The sequence below is a fragment of the Chromobacterium sp. INPA-IVC genome, from assembly GCF_059047085.1.
This window is the reverse complement of sequence record NZ_JBTNLS010000009.1, coordinates 17,407-34,018: the sequence shown is the minus strand read 5'-3', so window position 1 is coordinate 34,018 and position 16,612 is coordinate 17,407. Positions and strand designations below refer to the sequence as shown.

The 16,612-nt window shown below is 61.6% G+C and carries 13 protein-coding genes; 11 read left to right on the top strand and 2 right to left on the bottom strand.

Features of this window, described 5'->3' with window-relative positions; translation table 11 throughout:
• Positions 1 to 373 precede the first annotated feature (373 nt).
• Together ACX17K_RS17445 and ACX17K_RS17440 are read right to left on the bottom strand one after the other, a co-directional pair.
• Positions 374 to 1,774: an L-serine ammonia-lyase gene (locus ACX17K_RS17445; protein ID WP_493775770.1), complete on the bottom strand. Its 1,401-nt coding sequence runs from the start codon at positions 1,772 to 1,774 to the stop codon at positions 374 to 376.
• Between the two features lie 67 nt (positions 1,775 to 1,841).
• A complete protein-coding gene (locus ACX17K_RS17440) occupies positions 1,842 to 3,140 on the bottom strand; it encodes an HAAAP family serine/threonine permease (protein ID WP_493775769.1) in 1,299 nt (432 codons plus the stop codon).
• A gap of 466 nt (positions 3,141 to 3,606) precedes the next feature.
• Here ACX17K_RS17440 and ACX17K_RS17435 point away from each other — a divergent pair, with 466 nt between their 5' ends.
• The 11 genes from ACX17K_RS17435 (at position 3,607) to ACX17K_RS17385 (ending at position 16,572) form a co-directional block, all read left to right on the top strand.
• Positions 3,607 to 3,780: a hypothetical protein gene (locus tag ACX17K_RS17435; RefSeq protein ID WP_493775768.1), complete on the top strand. Its 174-nt coding sequence runs from the start codon at positions 3,607 to 3,609 to the stop codon at positions 3,778 to 3,780.
• A gap of 460 nt (positions 3,781 to 4,240) precedes the next feature.
• On the top strand, positions 4,241 to 5,023 hold the full coding sequence (locus ACX17K_RS17430; RefSeq protein ID WP_231151443.1) for a formate transporter FocA: 783 nt from the start codon (positions 4,241 to 4,243) through the stop codon (positions 5,021 to 5,023).
• 270 nt (positions 5,024 to 5,293) lie between these two features.
• Positions 5,294 to 7,621 carry a formate C-acetyltransferase gene (pflB, locus tag ACX17K_RS17425; protein ID WP_046168155.1) on the top strand — a complete coding sequence of 776 codons (2,328 nt, stop codon included), beginning with the start codon at positions 5,294 to 5,296 and terminating at the stop codon, positions 7,619 to 7,621.
• 83 nt (positions 7,622 to 7,704) lie between these two features.
• Positions 7,705 to 8,484 carry a pyruvate formate-lyase-activating protein gene (pflA, locus tag ACX17K_RS17420; protein ID WP_493775767.1) on the top strand — a complete coding sequence of 260 codons (780 nt, stop codon included), beginning with the start codon at positions 7,705 to 7,707 and terminating at the stop codon, positions 8,482 to 8,484.
• Positions 8,485 to 8,701: 217 nt separating this feature from the next.
• Positions 8,702 to 9,139, top strand: coding sequence for an InvB/SpaK family type III secretion system chaperone (locus ACX17K_RS17415; RefSeq protein ID WP_493775766.1), 438 nt, complete (start codon positions 8,702 to 8,704; stop codon positions 9,137 to 9,139).
• A gap of 353 nt (positions 9,140 to 9,492) precedes the next feature.
• Positions 9,493 to 9,951, top strand: coding sequence for a hypothetical protein (locus tag ACX17K_RS17410; RefSeq protein WP_493775765.1), 459 nt, complete (start codon positions 9,493 to 9,495; stop codon positions 9,949 to 9,951).
• 19 nt (positions 9,952 to 9,970) lie between these two features.
• Positions 9,971 to 10,714, top strand: coding sequence for a copper homeostasis protein CutC (locus ACX17K_RS17405; RefSeq protein WP_493775764.1), 744 nt, complete (start codon positions 9,971 to 9,973; stop codon positions 10,712 to 10,714).
• Between the two features lie 118 nt (positions 10,715 to 10,832).
• Positions 10,833 to 12,497 (top strand): gamma-glutamyltransferase, encoded by a 1,665-nt coding sequence (gene ggt, locus ACX17K_RS17400; protein ID WP_493775763.1) that lies wholly within the window; start codon positions 10,833 to 10,835, stop codon positions 12,495 to 12,497.
• Positions 12,498 to 12,528: 31 nt separating this feature from the next.
• Positions 12,529 to 12,954: a GNAT family N-acetyltransferase gene (locus ACX17K_RS17395; protein WP_493775762.1), complete on the top strand. Its 426-nt coding sequence runs from the start codon at positions 12,529 to 12,531 to the stop codon at positions 12,952 to 12,954.
• Positions 12,955 to 13,073: 119 nt separating this feature from the next.
• Positions 13,074 to 14,723 carry a methyl-accepting chemotaxis protein gene (locus ACX17K_RS17390; RefSeq protein ID WP_493775761.1) on the top strand — a complete coding sequence of 550 codons (1,650 nt, stop codon included), beginning with the start codon at positions 13,074 to 13,076 and terminating at the stop codon, positions 14,721 to 14,723.
• A gap of 199 nt (positions 14,724 to 14,922) precedes the next feature.
• Entirely contained in the window at positions 14,923 to 16,572 is a 1,650-nt protein-coding gene (locus ACX17K_RS17385) for a methyl-accepting chemotaxis protein (protein WP_493775760.1), read from the top strand.
• The last annotated feature ends 40 nt before the right edge of the window (positions 16,573 to 16,612 follow it).

Sequence of the window (16,612 nt, the reverse complement as noted above, 5' to 3'; positions counted from 1 at the left end):
AAGCCTCGGCCCTGCGCGGGTAAGCGCATGGCGGAGTCATGCCCCAATGAGGAAAAGCGACACAGCCACTAGCGAGTTTTTATCGTTGGCATCCGGATTCGCGGGACGCGACGCCCGATGCGAGCGGGAAGGCTCTGAAGGCCTTGCGGGAAACGGTTTCGGACCGGTTATGCGGCGAGTATGTGCCGCAGCCGGCGGGGGAGGCTGCGAATACTGATAGAAAAGACAGGTCTGTTTTAGTCGGAACTGTCAGGCGGAGATGGTCAGGGCGCGTGGAATGTCAGATGCGGCGGGGTTCGCGCGGTGTTGCCATTCGCGCCACATGCAAAAACGCCGCCGGGTAGCCGGCGGCGTCGATGGGAACTCGCGGGGGTCAGGCCGCGTCGTCGACCCAGCGGATGGCCTGAGTGGGCACCGCCTTGTTCTCCACCTTGATCTGCAGCGCGAGGCCGCCGCAGGAGGTTTCACGGTACTTGGCGTCCATGTCCTTGCCGGTTTCGTACATGGCGGCGATCACCTTGTCCAGCGACACCTTGGGGCTGCTGACGCGGTGCATGGCCATGCGGGCGGCGTTGATCGCCTTGACCGCGGCGATGGCGTTGCGCTCGATGCAGGGGATCTGCACCTGGCCGGCCACCGGGTCGCAGGTCAGGCCCAGGTTGTGCTCCATGGCGATTTCGGCCGCCATGCACACCTGGGACGGGCTGCCGCCCATCAGTTCGGTCAGGCCGGCTGCGGCCATCGAACAAGCGACGCCCACTTCGCCCTGGCAGCCCACTTCGGCGCCGGAGATGGAGGCGTTCAGCTTGAACAGGCAGCCGATGGCGCCGGAGGACAGGAAGAAGCGCAGGCAGCTGTCGTCGTCCAGCGGCTGGATGAAGTGGTTGTAGTAGGCCAGCACCGCCGGCACGATGCCGCAGGCGCCATTGGTGGGCGCGGTCACCACGCGGCCGCCGGCGGCGTTTTCCTCGGACATCGCCATCGCGTACATATTGACCCAGTCCATCACGCTCATCGGGTCCTTGGCCACGGTGAGCGAGCTGGTCAGCATCCGGTGCAGGGCCGGCGCGCGGCGCGGGATACGCATCGGGCCGGGCAGGTTGCCTTCGGTGCGCATGCCGCGCTCGACGCTGCTCTTCATCACTTCCCACACGCGGCGGAAGTGCGCTTGCACCTCGCCCACTTCGTGGAAGGCTTTTTCGTTTTCCATCACCAGCGCGGCGATGGACAGGCCGGTTTCTTCGCACATGTCCATCAGTTGCTGGGCGGTGACGAAGTGGTAGGGCACCGGGGTGTCGCTGCAACTGGACTGGTTGAAGTGCTCTTCGTCGACGATGAAGCCGCCGCCGATCGAGTAATAGGTTTTGGTCAGAACTTTTTCGTCATCGACGAAGGCGTGGATCTGCATGCCGTTTTCGTGCAGCGGCAGGTTAGCGGTGTGGAAATCCATGCCGAAGGCCACGCGCTGGTGGGTGCGGCCCAGCGTCAGCTGGCTGGTTTGTTCCACGTCGGCCATCAGGCTGGCGGTGGCGTCCGGGTCCACGGTGTCCGGCAGGTTGCCGGCGAGGCCGAGGATGATGGCCTGGTCGGTGCAGTGGCCCTTGCCGGTGAGGGCGAGCGAGCCGTAGCAGTCGACGTGGACACGGTTCACTTGGTTGAATTTGCCGGTTTCCTTGAGCGCGCCGAGGAACTGGTGTCCGGCCTTCATCGGGCCGACGGTGTGGGAGCTGGAGGGGCCTACGCCGATTTTGTAGATGTCGCTCATGCTGAACATGATGCTACCTCTTTGAAGCTGGTACAGAAGGAGAACAGGCCGCGATCCGCGGCCTGTTTGCTTACGATCAGGCGATCAGATCGTAGAAGATGGCGGAGATGGCGATCAGGCCGATCAGCGTCACGAAGATGTTGCTGGGTTGGCCGGCATATTTCTTCATCGCCGGGATTTTCTTGATGGCGTACATCGGCATCAGGAACAGCAGCATCGCGATCACCGGGCCGCCCAGGGTTTCGATCATGCCCAGGATGGACGGATTGAAGGTGGCCACGGCCCAGCAGGTCACGATCATGAATACGGCGGTGTAGCGGTCCAGCTTGGACGACTCGATGGTCTTGCCCTTCTGGCGCAACTGCTTGATCACCAGGCCGTTGAAGCCTTCCTTGGCGCCCAGGTAGTGGCCCAGGAAGGACTTGCTGATGGCGACCATGGCGATCACCGGGGCGACCCATTCAATGACCGGGTTCTGGAAGTGGTTGGCCAGGTAGGACAGGATGGAAATGTTCTGGGCCTTGGCTGCCGCCAGGTCGGCCGGGCTCAGGCTGAGCACGCAGCTGAACACGAAGAACATCACGGTCAGCACCATCATCATGTGGGCGCGGATCAGCACGCGGCTGGAAGCCTGCTCGGCGTCGTCGCCGTGCAGCTTGCGCTGATCGACGGAGAAGGACGAGATGATGGGCGAGTGGTTAAACGAGAACACCATCACCGGGATGGCCAGCCACAACGTCTTGTAGAAGGCGCCGCTGGACAGCGCGTTACCGAGGCTGCCGGCTTGGTCGATGGCGGCGGTGCTCCATTGCGGGATCAGGTACAGCGCCAGCAGCATCAGCACGACGACGAACGGGTAGACCAGGATGCTCATCGCCTTGACGATGACCTGGCCGCCGAGGCGGACGATGGACATCAGGCCCAAAATCAGCGCCAACGCGAATACCGCGCGGACGGCCAGGCTGGAGCCGACGTCGATGTGCAGCTGGTGAGTCAGGAAGGACAGCACGGTGTTGGTGATGGCCACGCTGTACATCAGCAGGATGGGGTAGATGGCGAAGAAGTACAGCAAGGTGATCAGCTTGCCGGCGCCGAGGCCGAAGTGTTCTTCCACCACTTCGGTGATGTCCGCGCCTTCCTTGCTGCCGGACAGCACAAAGCGGGTCAGGCCGCGGTGGGCGAAGAAGGTCAGCGGCAGGGCCAGGATGGCCATCAGCATCAGTGGCCACAGGCCGCCGATGCCGGCGTTGATCGGGAGGAACAGGACGCCGGCGCCGATGGCGGTGCCGTACAGGCCGAGCATCCAGGTGGTGTCGTGCTTGGTCCATCCGGACGAGCCGGAACGGGGAGCGGTTGAGGCGATTGCTTGAGACATGATGAGGTGCCTTTTACAAAACGAATATTTCGCAATTACTAGGTCCGATGTCCTGAGCCTTGTCTTTCAAACCAGGCCATCGGGAGAAAGCTGTTCTAACCGGCGCGATCCCGAGCGGTGGATGCCTATCCGGTTGACTTGCTGCTCATCGTAAGTGCTTTGTAGTTTGAAAGGTACACATTTAAGAACATCAGTTGATTCTAATCAAGATAAATTTGTCATCAAATGAACAAATGAACACAGTCAGGAAGCTAAAATCGAAATTAATTCATCATGCTTTATGGGTTTTATTGAAATTATTTTTAATTATTAGATATTTTGAGCAATAAAATTTCTTGAAAATGTTTTAATTCATAAATTATTCCAATTTTTATATTTCGCGCATCTTGCAAGGCAAGCTTGGCATCAATTGCTGTGTGGAGTAATTGCTCGGCAACAAATTTGCGTCGCCAAAGAGGCTGAAGTGATGAATCTCAGGATGGAAACCGGCGTTGTCATGCATGCGGATGCGTGGCCTGTCTGCCGGGCGCAATCAGAGTTTTCTTTTCAAGATGCTGAATTAAAACGATTTTTAAGTTTTTTGATTGGGGTGGTGGGGCGAGGGGCGGGAAGGTTGAGCTGTTTGTTCGATTATGATTGAAGTTGTTCGAAACAGTACTATCTCCAGTTGCTGGCATGGTCATAAATGTTCAGTTTCGAAAAATAATTATCAAAAATGAACAATATTACTTTCGAAACTGGTGAGCTTCAGACTGGGGCGCGGCCAGTCCTGGCTTGGGTTTGATCCATGGCCGGCCGCGAGGAGTCAAGCCTGCGGTGGACAGGTTGCCTGATACGATGGCTGATATTGCCAAATTATTTTTTAAATCAATCGCTTGATTTTCTACGTGGCTATTCCGCTGGATAGGGATGGGATGATCGTGCGCTGGCGGCCGTCAACCGGGTGGACGCGGAACGGGACCGGATGCAGTGTTGATTGTTATCAAACACAAATTTACTAAAACGAACATAAAATTTGCGGGAAGTCGCACTGGATGCGAACGGCCCCGGCCCGCGTCCGCTCTGCGCCAGCTTACCCACTATTGAAGAGACGAAACGAAATGAGCCACCCATCCACCCTCGCCTACGTGGTCGACGAGGCAGCCAGCAAGCAGGAAGTGCTGCTGTCCGAGCCCGGCCGCTATCTGCTCAGCGCCGCCATGGCCGGCGCCCTGATCGCCGTCGTGCTCGCGGTCAGCCTGAAACTCGGCCAGGTGTTCTTCGCCGCCGGCGATTCCGGCTATTACATCGCCACTTCCGGCTTCTTCGGCGTGGCGCTGGTCAGCATCATCGTCTGCAAGGTGGAGCTGTTCACCAGCAATGTGATGTATTTCACCGTCGGCCGCCTGAGCGGACGCTGCCGCACCTGCAACCTGTTGCGCAGCTGGGCGGTGGTGTATATCGGCAACCTGATCGGCGTGCTGCTGTTCGTCGCCGTGCTGGCCGGCGCCGGCGGCATGGGCGCGCTGCCCGCCAACCATCTGCTGTTCAGCGTGGTGGAACATAAAGTGCATGCGTCTTTCCTGGAGATCTTCTGGAAGGGCGTGCTGTGCAACTGGGTGATCTGCCTGGCGGTCTGGGTGCCGATGCGGCTGGCCAACGAGGCGGCGCGCTTGCTGATCATCATGTTGCTGGTGTTCGTGTTCTTCTTCTCCGGTTTCGAGCACAGCATCGCCAACATGGCCTTCTTCGCGCTGGCCAAGCTGCAGGGCATGGCCGGCCTGGAGTGGGGCGACATCCTGCATAATATGGTGCCGGCCACGCTGGGCAATATTGTCGGCGGCGCCATCGGCGTCGGCCTGGTGGTGTTCCAGCTGGAACGCCACACGCTGCAGACGGTCTGATGCTGTAGGGAAACATTCCGGCCGGCGGACGGCATGTGGATGTTCGATTTCGAATGTAGTCGGCGCGGTACATGGCGTACCGTGCCGATTTTGCTATAAACCATTGAGAAAATAAGGACATTGGACGCATCTGGCATGTTGCGCCGCGGGATCGAAAACGCGCCGAAAGCGGTGGCTGACTTGACTAAGATCAAGCGAAATTTTCGAATCCGAATGTACGATGTGTTCAATATCTAACACTTACTGGATCAGCCAAGAAGGAGGCACCAGATGGACGCCATCACTCAAAATGCTACCCAAGCCAACCCGTGGCGCGACTTCGCCGCAGGCGACTGGCAGAGCAAGGTCGATGTCCGCAACTTCATCCAGCTGAATTATCAGCCGTACGAAGGCGACGACAGCTTCCTGGCTGGCGCGACCGATCGCACCAAGAAGCTGTGGGATACCCTGGGCGAACTGCTGAAGCAGGAACGCGCCAAGGGCGTGCTGGACGTGTCCGCCGACCGCGGCTCCTCCATCACCGCGCACGACGCCGGCTACATCGATCAGGCCAATGAAGTGATCGTAGGCCTGCAGACCGACGCGCCGCTGAAGCGCGCCATCATGCCGAACGGCGGCCTGCGCATGGTCGAGAACGGCCTGGAAGCCTTCGGCTTCAAGCTGGACCCGATGATCAAGGAAGTATGGGAAAAGTATCGCAAGAGCCATAACCAGGGCGTGTTCGATGTCTACACCCCGGAAATCATGGCTTGCCGCAAGTCCGGCGTGATCACCGGCCTGCCGGACGCCTACGGCCGCGGCCGCATCATCGGCGACTACCGCCGCGTGGCCCTGTACGGCACTGACTTCCTGCGCGCCGAGCGCCAGCAAGTGTTCCACGAGCTGGACAACGCCACTTTCACCGACGAAGTGATGCGTCAGCGCGAAGAGCTGTCCGAGCAATTCCGCGCGCTGGACGAACTGAAGCAGATGGCCGCCAAGTACGGCTACGACATCAGCCGTCCGGCCGCCAACGCCCGCGAAGCGGTGCAATGGGTGTACTTCGCCTACCTGGCCGCCGTCAAGGAACAGAACGGCGCCGCCATGTCCTTCGGCCGCGTGTCCACCTTCCTGGACGTGTACATCGAGCGCGACATCGCCGCCGGCGCGCTGACCGAGGCTGACGCCCAGGAAATGATCGACGATCTGGTGATCAAGCTGCGCATCGTCCGCTTCCTGCGCACTCCGGAATACGATCAATTGTTCTCCGGCGACCCGACCTGGGTGACCGAATCCATCGGCGGCATGGGCGAAGACGGCCGCACCCTGGTGACCAAGAACAGCTTCCGTTTCCTGAACACCCTGTACAACCTGGGCCCGGCCCCGGAACCGAACCTGACCGTGCTGTGGTCCACCCGCTTCCCGCAGGGCTTCAAGAACTTCTGCGCCAAGGTCTCCATCGACACCAGCGCCATCCAGTACGAAAACGACGATCTGATGCTGCCTTACTGGGGCGACGACTACGGCATCGCCTGCTGCGTGTCGGCGATGAAGATCGGCAAGCAGATGCAGTTCTTCGGCGCCCGCGCCAACCTGGCCAAGGCCATGCTGTACGCGATCAACGGCGGCCGCGACGAGAAGAGCGGCGCGCTGGTGGCGCACGGCTTCGAGCCGATCACCAGCGACGTGTTGACCTACGACGAGCTGATGCCCAAGTTTGAGAAGATGATGGACTGGCTGGCCGCCACCTACGTCAAGGCGCTGAACTGCATCCACTACATGCACGACAAATACGCCTACGAACGCATCGAAATGGCGCTGCACGACCGCGACATCATCCGCACCATGGCTTGCGGCATCGCCGGCTTGTCCGTGGCCGCCGACTCGCTGTCCGCCGTCAAGTTCGCCAAGGTTCACATCATCCGCAATGAAGAAGGCCTGGCCGTCGACTACAAGATCGAAGGCGACTACCCGGCTTACGGCAACAACGACGACCGCGTCGACGACATCGCCGTGTGGCTGACCCAGTCCTTCATGGACAAGATCAAGGCCCAGCCGTACTTCTACCGCGACTCCAAGCCGACCCAGTCGGTGCTGACCATCACTTCCAACGTGGTGTACGGCAAGAAGACCGGCAACACCCCGGACGGCCGCCGCGCCGGCGAACCGTTCTCCCCGGGCGCCAACCCGATGAACGGCCGCGACGTGAAGGGCTTTGTCGCTGCGGGCGCTTCGGTGGCCAAGCTGCCGTACGACTCGGCGCTGGACGGCATCAGCTGGACCGCTTCGGCCACGCCTGACGCGCTGGGCCACACCGCCGAAGAGCGCATCCTGAACCTGGCCAACTGCCTGGACGGTTTCTGCTCCGCGCACCCGACCGAGTTCAGCAGCGCCAACTGCACGCCGTTCGATTGCGAAGGCGAGCGCCACATCGCCGGCGGCGGCTTCCACGTCAACGTCAACGTGTTCAAGCGCGAAACCCTGCTGGACGCGATGGAGCACCCGGAACTGTACCCGCAGCTGACCATCCGCGTGTCGGGCTACGCCGTGAACTTCATCAAGCTGACCCGCGAGCAGCAGATGGACGTGATCAACCGCACCTTCCACGGCAAGATGTAAGCTGAGTTAGCCTCAAGCAGCAATGGGCGGGGCTTCCATCCGGAACGCCCCGCCTTTTTCATGGATATACCGGAGATACGGCAATGACCCCACCCATCGCCGCAGACCATACCGCCCAAGGCGCCAGCGCCGGCACCATAGGCTATTTGCATTCCACCGAAAGCGGCGCCGGCGTCGACGGCCCCGGCATGCGTTTCGTGTTTTTCACCTCGGGCTGTCAATTCCGCTGCCTGTACTGCCACAACCCGGATACCTGGAAGCTGCACAACGGCCGCCAGGTCACGGTGGAGCAGGCGCTGTCCGAAGTCGCCTCTTACGCGCGCTTCCTCAAGTTCGCCGGCGGCGTCACCATTTCCGGCGGCGAGCCGCTGATGCAGCACGAGTTCGTCGGCGAGCTGTTCCATGCGATCAAGCAGCGCTTCGGCCTGCATACCGCGCTGGATACCCAGGGCTTCCTGCACGAGCGCGTGCCGGATGAATGGTTCGACGATGTCGACCTGGTGATGCTGGACATCAAGCATTCCGATCCCGACAAGTACCAGGCCCTGACCGGCCAGCCGCTGCAGCCGACGCTGGACTTCGCCCAGCGTTTGCAGAGGCTCGGCAAGAAGATGTGGATACGCTACGTGCTGGTGCCCGGCCTCACCGATGGCGATGCTGACATCGAACACCTGGCCGATTTCATCGCCACGTTGGGCGATGTGGTGGAGCGGGTGGAAGTGCTGCCTTTCCATCAACTGGGCAAGGACAAGTGGGCGCAGCTGGGCATGGAATACCAGCTGGACGACACGCCTATCCCCACCGCCGAGCAAGTTGCGCATGCGCGCGCGCTGTTCGCCAGCCGGGGCATGAAAGTCACCTGAGCTTTCTCTGCGCCATTCCCGCAAACCGCCGCCGCGCTTCGCGCCGGCGGTTTTTTGCGCAGGCGCGGCACGGTAGCCAGTCAAATGCCGCAAGAGTGGGCATGGTCGTGGCAGGGTATGGTGAAGCGAGAGTGGTAAATAATGAGCGGTTTTTGAAAGCCCAATGTCGAAATATGTGCAAGCATTATGTGGTTAATCTAGGCAATCGGTATGATTGATGAATTCGCTTTCCTTTTCTACCCACTCCGGCTGTGATTTGCCGGATTTATTGAGCGATGCCGTAGTGCGGCTGGGCTTTCCCCGTGAAGCGCTCGGAAAATTGGAGTCCCAAGCCACATTGGCAATAGGACTGCAGGATTTGCCCGATGTGATGTTGGCGACGCACGACGATCGTTTATGGATTTGGAGCATATTGCCTGATCTTGGCGATGCTCATTTGTTTTCCATGGCGGAAGCGGTATTGACAGTTCTGATGGATCCAGTTTCTGATGTCGAAGGAGGACAGCTGATTTTGGGGCGTGGCGATAGTGGATTTGAACTAAGAGGACTTGTCAATCTGGCGTGTCTCAGCCAGGAGTCTGGTCTTTCACCAGTTTTGACCGGATTCCGAGAGCGACTGGATTCGCTATGCCAAATACTTGGCTTGGGCGGATGAGCCTAAGCTATGAATAGGCTTCAGAAGAGAAATTAATCAATTTCTTGAATTCTCGATTGACGTGGCTGGTTTTTATCGAAGGTATTTTATTTTAAGGTCGGCCACTTTATAATGCTTTTTAAGACCATTCGTATGAATGGATCGGGGGCAATGTGGGATCATCAGTTTCAAGCTGTTCTGGCACATCGGCAACTTCAGTTTCAGATGTGGGGCCGAATGATAGGCGTATAGATAGGGGGGGCGTCACAGGGCTTTCCACATCTAACGCAACGCCAAGCATTTCTTTGGCTGCCGATTCTCCGATTAGGATAGGCAGAGGCGCGGATTCTCAGCGTGTCGCTGGAATGGTAAGCTTGACGGTTAATAATATTGACACCAGTAGGCATGAAATCAGCTATCAGATCAAATGGGGAGAGAGCGTTGCGCCAGGCGGGACACATCTAGGCCAGACGCCGGGCGTGGCCGGGGATTGGCGGGAAGACAAGGGGCCTGACATTTTTGATTCAAATGGAAACGTTGTGAGCTCAGGTAGTACTGCGCAGGAGATTATCTTCAGCCAGCAAAGGGCGCTGCAAGAGGTGGAGGATGGCGAGCCTGTCCAGTTTGAAGAGTACACGTGGAATGATGGCATAGAACAAGATGCCAAGCCATGGTTGGACCATGGTGCCACGCCTGATGGGGGCGAGAGCAACAAATGGTACTTCAAGGCAAATATCCGCGATCGCGATAGTGGCGCCGTTGTAGCAGAGGCACCGCCGGTGGAAGTAGATTGGTCGAATGTACTGCGCAGCGTCCCAAACCCTACTTCATAGTCATTTAACCGAACCTGCGATGAATATGGCTCTTGAAATCTGTGCGGCTTCGCTGGCCTCTTGCCTGGCTGCTCAGGAAGGGCGGGCGCAGCGGGTGGAGCTGTGCGACAACCTGGGCGAGGGCGGCACCACGCCGTCCTACGGCGCGCTGGCGATGGCCCGCGGCAAGCTGGAGATCAGGCTGCACGCCATCATCCGCCCGCGCGGCGGCGATTTTCTGTATTCCGCGCTGGAGTTCGACGCGATGGCGCATGACGTCGAGGTCTGCCGCAGTCTGGGGCTGGACGGCGTGGTGCTGGGTTTGCTGACCGCGGACGGCGATGTCGACGCGGCCCGCACCCGCGAGCTGGTCAGCCTGGCCGGGCCGATGGCGGTGACTTTCCATCGCGCTTTCGACTTGGCGCGCGAGCCGGAGCGGGCGCTGGAGGAGGTGATCGCCGCTGGCTGTAGTCGTCTGCTCAGCTCCGGCCAGGCGCCGACCGCGCCGGAGGGCGCGGCGTTGTTGTCGCGTTTGCGCGAACAGGCCGGGACGCGGCTGACGGTGATGCCCGGCGCCGGCGTGCGCGCCGGCAATATCGCCGAACTGGCGGCGGCGAGCGGCTGCCGGGAATTCCACGCGTCGGCGCGGGGCATGGTGGATAGCGCCATGCGTTATCGGCGGGGCGGCGTCGGCATGGGGGCGCCGGGCGTCGATGAATACGCGCGGCAGGAAACCTTGGCGGCGCTGGTGAGGGAGCTGCGGGACGCGCTGGATCGGTTATGAGCGGCCGCTTATTGAATCGGAGCGGAATATTGCCAGCCTGAATTTACCTTAAATGTGTGGCACACTTTCTTAACAAATGGCATAAGCATGATATGTCAGCCTACTGAGGAGGTGAGCTATGAAACTGGTTTCCATGTCCCGCAATGCGCTGGCCGGCGGCGGTTTGTTGCTGATCGCCCTGCCTGCGCTGGCGGGCCAAGGCGCGGTGGCCTCGCCGGACCAATACGGCGCGGAAGTCGCCGCGCGGATTCTGAAATCCGGCGGCAATGCGGTGGATGCCGCGGTGGCCACCGCCTTCGCGCTGGCGGTCACCTACCCGGAGGCCGGCAATATCGGCGGCGGCGGCTTCATGACCATCTACCAGGGCGGCAAACCGTATTTCCTCGATTACCGCGAAGTGGCGCCCAAGGCCGCCAGCCGCGACATGTACCTGGACAAGGACGGCAAGGTCTCGCCGGATATGAGCCTGGTCGGCGCGCGCGCCGCCGGCGTGCCGGGCACGGTGATGGGCTTGTGGCAGGCGCATCAGCGCTTCGGGAAGCTGCAATGGAAGCAATTGCTGGAACCGGCGATCAACTACGCCGAGCAGGGCTTCACCGTAGCCGCCCGCCAATACCAGTACCGCGACGAGGCGGTGAAGCTGTTTGAAGGCAAAACCAATTTCGCCCAGTACTTCGGCAAGATGAAGGGTGGCGAGACCTTCCGCCAGCCCGAACTGGCCTCCACGCTGAAACGCATCGCCCGCTACGGCGCGGCCGAGTTCTACCAGGGCGACACCGCCAAGCTGCTGGTGGCGCAGATGAAGCGCGACAAGGGCCTGATCACCGCCGACGACCTCAACGACTATCGCGCCAAGTGGCGGGAGCCGATCAAGATCAGCTGGCGCGACCGGACGGTCTACACCGCGCCGCCGCCCAGCTCCGGCGGCATCGCGCTGGCGCAGCTGCTGGGCATCAAGCAGGAGCGGGCGTCGGACTTCACCGGCGTGGCGCTGAACTCCGCCCGCTACATCCACCTGCTGGCGGAGATCGAGAAGCGGGTGTTCGCCGATCGCGCCGACTACCTGGGCGATCCGGACTTCGTCAAGACGCCGGCGGCGCAGCTGATCGATCCGGCCTATCTCGAGCGCCGCGCGGCCGAGATCAACCCCACCGCCATTTCGCCGACGCCGGACATCAAGCCCGGTCTGGATCCGCGCCAGACCACCCACTTCTCCATCGTCGACAAGTGGGGCAACGCGGTGGCCAACACCTATACCTTGAATTTCGATTTCGGCAGCGGCGTGGTGGTCAAGGGCGCCGGCTTCCTGCTCAACGACGAGATGGACGATTTCAGCGCCAAACCCGGCGTGGCCAACGCCTTCGGCGTGGTAGGCAAGGACGCCAACGCCATCGCGCCCGGCAAGCGCATGCTGTCGTCGATGTCGCCCACCATCGTCACCCGCGACGGCAGGGTGGAGCTGGTGATCGGCACGCCAGGAGGTTCGCGTATCTTCACCTCCATCTTCCAGGTGTTGAACAATCTGTACGACTACAAGCTGTCGTTGAAAGACGCGGTGGCGGCGCAGCGCGTCCATCACCAGCTGCTGCCCAAGGACACCATTTTCTACGACCAGTACGCGCCGCTGACTGGCCAGGCCGCCCAGGAGTTGAAGGCGATGGGCTACACGCTGAAGGACCAGGGCTGGCGGATGGGCGACATCCAGGCGGTGAGGGTGATCGGCGACAAGACCGAAACCGCATCCGATCCGCGCGGACGCGGCGTCGGCCTCGTCGTTGATTGAGCGATTTTGAACAGAGAAAAACGAGAAAGACATGCAGTACAAAACCGTGTTGAGCGATGCGGCGGACGCCGAAACCAGGGCGGCGATCGTCGCGCCCCTGGTTGCCTATAACGACGCCCAAGTCGGTGCCGGCGGCCATCGGCCGCTGGTGATCCGGGTGGAGGACGAGGAGGGCCAGGTGGTCGGCGGCCTGTGGGGCTACACCCGTTACGGCTGGCTGTACACCGAGCTGCTGGCCGCGCCGTCCGGCGCGCGCGGCCTGGGGCTGGGCCGCCGTCTGATGGAGGAGGCGGAGGCCGAGGCGAGAAAGCGCGGCTGCGTCGGCGCCTGGGTCGACACCCATAGTTTCCAGGCGCCGCGTTTTTACGAAAGCCTGGGCTACCAACGCTTCGGCGAACTGGACGACTATCCGCCCGGCCACAGCCGCATCTTTTATCGGAAGTCGTTGCGGGACTGATTTGGCCGTTGGGCATCCCAACGCCCGGCATTGGAAGATTTATCGAATCATGACTGGTGATTGGTTCGAGTCTCGACTAAAACGCTATGTGTAACTACCTAGGCAGTAGGGAGCATAGCGTGATTCAACTTCTTGCCCAATTCAGCATCCGCGCCAAAATTTTCGGTTTGATCGTCCTCGGCGTGCTGGCCGCGCTGATCATCGGCGTCAACGGCATTTCCGGCGCTTCCAGCATGTTCGACCTGACCAAGGACATGCACGACAACGCGCTCAAACCGGTCTACCTGCTGGGCCAGGCCGCCAAACAGGCGGCTTACATCAACCGCGCCGATTACCGTTACATCGCCGAGACCGAGAAGGCGCAGATGGACCTGGTGCAGGCCAACCGCGACAAGTTCGAGGCGGCGATGAAGGGCTTCATCGACCAATACCGCCAGACTTACCTGACCCCGCCCGAAGTGGATGGCCTGAAGCGCTTCGACGCAGCCTGGGCGGCGATGGAAGGACCGTGCAAGCAAGTGCGCGACCTCAGCTATACCGACACCGGCAACGGCGAGAACAACAAGAAGGCGCTGGTCATCATGTCCAAGCAATGCCGGCCGCTGTTCACCGCCGCCGATGACGTGCTGACCGAGCTGTCCAACATCAATATCAAGCTGGCGGACAAATCGCTGGACGATGCCCAAGGCAAGTACCAGTCGCTGCGCACCATGGCGATTACTGTGCTGGCGGTGGGCCTGGTGGTGTTGGCCGCGCTGGGGCTGGCGATTCAGAATGGCATCGTCGGCAGCCTGAAAGAAGCCTGCCGGGCGATGGAAAAGATGGGCGGCGGCGACCTGACCGGCGAGGTCAAGGTCAGCGGCCGGGACGAAATCGCGGACATGATGCGTTCTTTGTCCGATACCCAGCATCGGCTGCGCACCACCGTGGGCGAGATCATCCGCTCGGCGGCCAGCGTGGCGGCCACTTCCGAGCAACTGGCCGCCTCCACCGAGCAGGTCAGCGCCAGCATCGGCCAGCAGGTCAACGCCACCTCCAGCGCGGCGGCGTCGATTGAGGAGCTGACGGTCAGCATAGACCTGTGCGCCAGCAACGCCGGCCAGGCCAACGAGCAGGCGGCGGAGGCCGGCCAGCAGGCCAAGGCCGGCAACAAGGATGTGCAGGACTCCACCGTCCGGGTGAAGCGGGTCAACGAGAGCGTCACCAGCTCGGCCGACAGCCTGGAGTCGCTGTCCGACCAGGCGCAGCAGATCGGCAGCATCGCCACCGTGATCAAGGATGTGGCCGACCAGACCAATCTTCTGGCGTTGAACGCGGCGATCGAAGCCGCGCGCGCCGGCGAGCAGGGCCGCGGCTTCGCCGTGGTGGCCGACGAGGTGAGAAAGCTTGCCGAGCGCACCACCAGCTCGGCGCAGGAAATCACCAATATGATAGGCAAGATCCAGGATGGCGCGCGCGAGGCGGTGGACGGCATGCGCAGCAGCCGCCAGATCGTCGCCGACGTGGTGGTGGCGGCCGAGAACGCGTCGGCCACCATCAGCACGGTGGAGGAGCGCGCCGCCGGCGTGGTGTCGGCGATCAACGAGATCGCGATGGCGGTGGGCGAGCAGCGCCAGGCCAGCACCGAACTGGCGGGGCGGGTGGAGGCCATCGCCGAGATGTCCAAGGAAAACGGCATCGCGGTGGATGTGTTCTCGCAGGCGACGCGGGAGCTGGCGATGGTGGCGGAAAAACTGCAGCAAACCACGCTGGCTTTCCGCATGGATTAAGCAGCAATGGTCTTTCCAACGCCCCCGGCAGTGTCGTCCGCTGCCGGGGGCGTTTTGACATGCCCCTGCATCGCCAGCTTGGCGAGCGCTTTCAGGCGGGTTGCGCCATCGGGCGGCGGTGGATGGCCAGGCTTGGTGATTGCTTCCAGTCTCAACTAAAACGCTAGGTGTAATGACCTCTGGCAGCTTGGAGCATAGCGTGACTCAATTTCTCTCCCAATTCAGCATCCGGCTGAAAATCTTCAGTCTGATCGTCGTCGGCGTCGCCGCCGCGCTCATCATCGGCCTCAACGGCATTTTGGGCGCCTCAAGCATGTTCGAGCTGACCACCGACATGCATAAAAATATGCTGCAACCCGTCCGCTGGCTGGGGCAGGCCGCCAAGCAGGCGGCTTATGTCAGCCGCTCCGACTACCGTTACATCGCCGAAACGGAAAAGACGGTGATGGATCAGGTCGGGGCGCGGCGCGAGGCGCAAGAGGCCGAAGTGAGGCGATATCTGGATATGTATCGCAAGACCGAGCTGACGCCTCCCGAGGTGGATGGACTGAGGCGCTTCGATGCCGCCTGGGCGGCGATGGAGGTACCGTGCAAGCAGGTGCGCGATCTCAGCTACAACGACACCGGCAACGGCGAGAACAACAAGAAGGCGCTGGCCATCATGGCCAAGCAGTGCCGGCCGCTGTTCCAGACAGCCGACGACGTATTGACCGAGTTGTCAAAAATCAACACCCAGCTGGCGGACAAGGCGCAGCAGGAGGCGGAGGCGAAATACCAGCAAGTGCGAACGACGGCGATCTCGGTGCTGGCGCTCGGCTTGCTTTTGCTGATCGGCCTGGGGCTGGCGATACAGAGCGGCATCGTCGGCAGCCTGCGCAGCGCAGGCGCGGCGATGGAGAAAATTGGCGGCGGCGATCTGACCGGCGACATTCGGCCGCAAGGCAAGGACGAGGTCGCCGACATGATGCGCTCGCTGGCCGATACCCAGCAGCGGTTGCGCGCTACCGTGGGCGAGATCGTCCGTTCGGCGGCGATGGTCGCCGCCACCTCGGAAGAACTGGCGGCCTCCACCGAGCAGGTCAGCGCCAGCATCGGCCAGCAGGTCAACGCCACCTCCAGCGCGGCGGCGTCGATTGAGGAACTGACGGTCAGCATAGACTTGTGCGCCAGCAATGCCAGCCACGCCAACGAGCAGGCGGCCGAAGCCGGCCAGCAGGCCAAGGCCGGCAACAAGGACGTGCAGGATTCCACTGCGCAGGTGAGGCGGGTCAACGAGAGCGTCAGCAGTTCGGCCGACAGCCTGGAGTCGTTGTCCAACCAGGCGCAGCAGATCGGCAGCATCGCCACCGTGATCAAGGATGTGGCCGACCAGACCAATCTTCTGGCGCTGAACGCGGCGATCGAAGCCGCGCGCGCGGGCGAGCAGGGCCGCGGCTTCGCCGTGGTGGCCGACGAGGTGCGCATGCTGGCCGAGCGGACCACCAGCTCGGCGCAGGAAATCACCAATATGATAGGCAAGATCCAGGGCGGCGCGCGCGAGGCGGTGGACGGCATGCGCAGCAGCCGCCAGATCGTCGCCGACGTGGTGGTGGCGGCTGAGAACGCGTCGGCCACCATCAGCACGGTGGAGGAGCGCGCCGCCGGCGTGGTGTCGGTGATCCACGAGATCGCGATGGCGGTGGGCGAACAGCGTCAGGCCAGCACCGAGCTGGCGGGGCGGGTGGAGGCCATCGCGGCGATGTCCAAGGAAAACGGCGTGGCGGTGGAGGTGTTTTCGCAGGCGACGCGCGAACTGGCGGTGGTGGCGGAGCGGATGCAGCAGACCACGCTGGCTTTCCGGATGGAATAAGGACGAGGCTCGTCCCGCCGCGCAGGCGGGGGCAAAACCA

What these genes read in the sequence shown, in the direction of transcription:
- ACX17K_RS17445 (WP_493775770.1), bottom strand. Translation starts at nt 1,774, where the DNA reads ATGTTCAGCATGAGCGACATCTACAAAATCGGCGTAGGCCCCTCCAGC.
- ACX17K_RS17440 (WP_493775769.1), bottom strand. Translation starts at nt 3,140, where the DNA reads ATGTCTCAAGCAATCGCCTCAACCGCTCCCCGTTCCGGCTCGTCCGGA.
- ACX17K_RS17435 (WP_493775768.1), top strand. Translation starts at nt 3,607, where the DNA reads ATGAATCTCAGGATGGAAACCGGCGTTGTCATGCATGCGGATGCGTGG.
- ACX17K_RS17430 (WP_231151443.1), top strand. Translation starts at nt 4,241, where the DNA reads ATGAGCCACCCATCCACCCTCGCCTACGTGGTCGACGAGGCAGCCAGC.
- pflB (WP_046168155.1), top strand. Translation starts at nt 5,294, where the DNA reads ATGGACGCCATCACTCAAAATGCTACCCAAGCCAACCCGTGGCGCGAC.
- pflA (WP_493775767.1), top strand. Translation starts at nt 7,705, where the DNA reads ATGACCCCACCCATCGCCGCAGACCATACCGCCCAAGGCGCCAGCGCC.
- ACX17K_RS17415 (WP_493775766.1), top strand. Translation starts at nt 8,702, where the DNA reads ATGAATTCGCTTTCCTTTTCTACCCACTCCGGCTGTGATTTGCCGGAT.
- ACX17K_RS17405 (WP_493775764.1), top strand. Translation starts at nt 9,971, where the DNA reads ATGAATATGGCTCTTGAAATCTGTGCGGCTTCGCTGGCCTCTTGCCTG.
- ggt (WP_493775763.1), top strand. Translation starts at nt 10,833, where the DNA reads ATGAAACTGGTTTCCATGTCCCGCAATGCGCTGGCCGGCGGCGGTTTG.
- ACX17K_RS17395 (WP_493775762.1), top strand. Translation starts at nt 12,529, where the DNA reads ATGCAGTACAAAACCGTGTTGAGCGATGCGGCGGACGCCGAAACCAGG.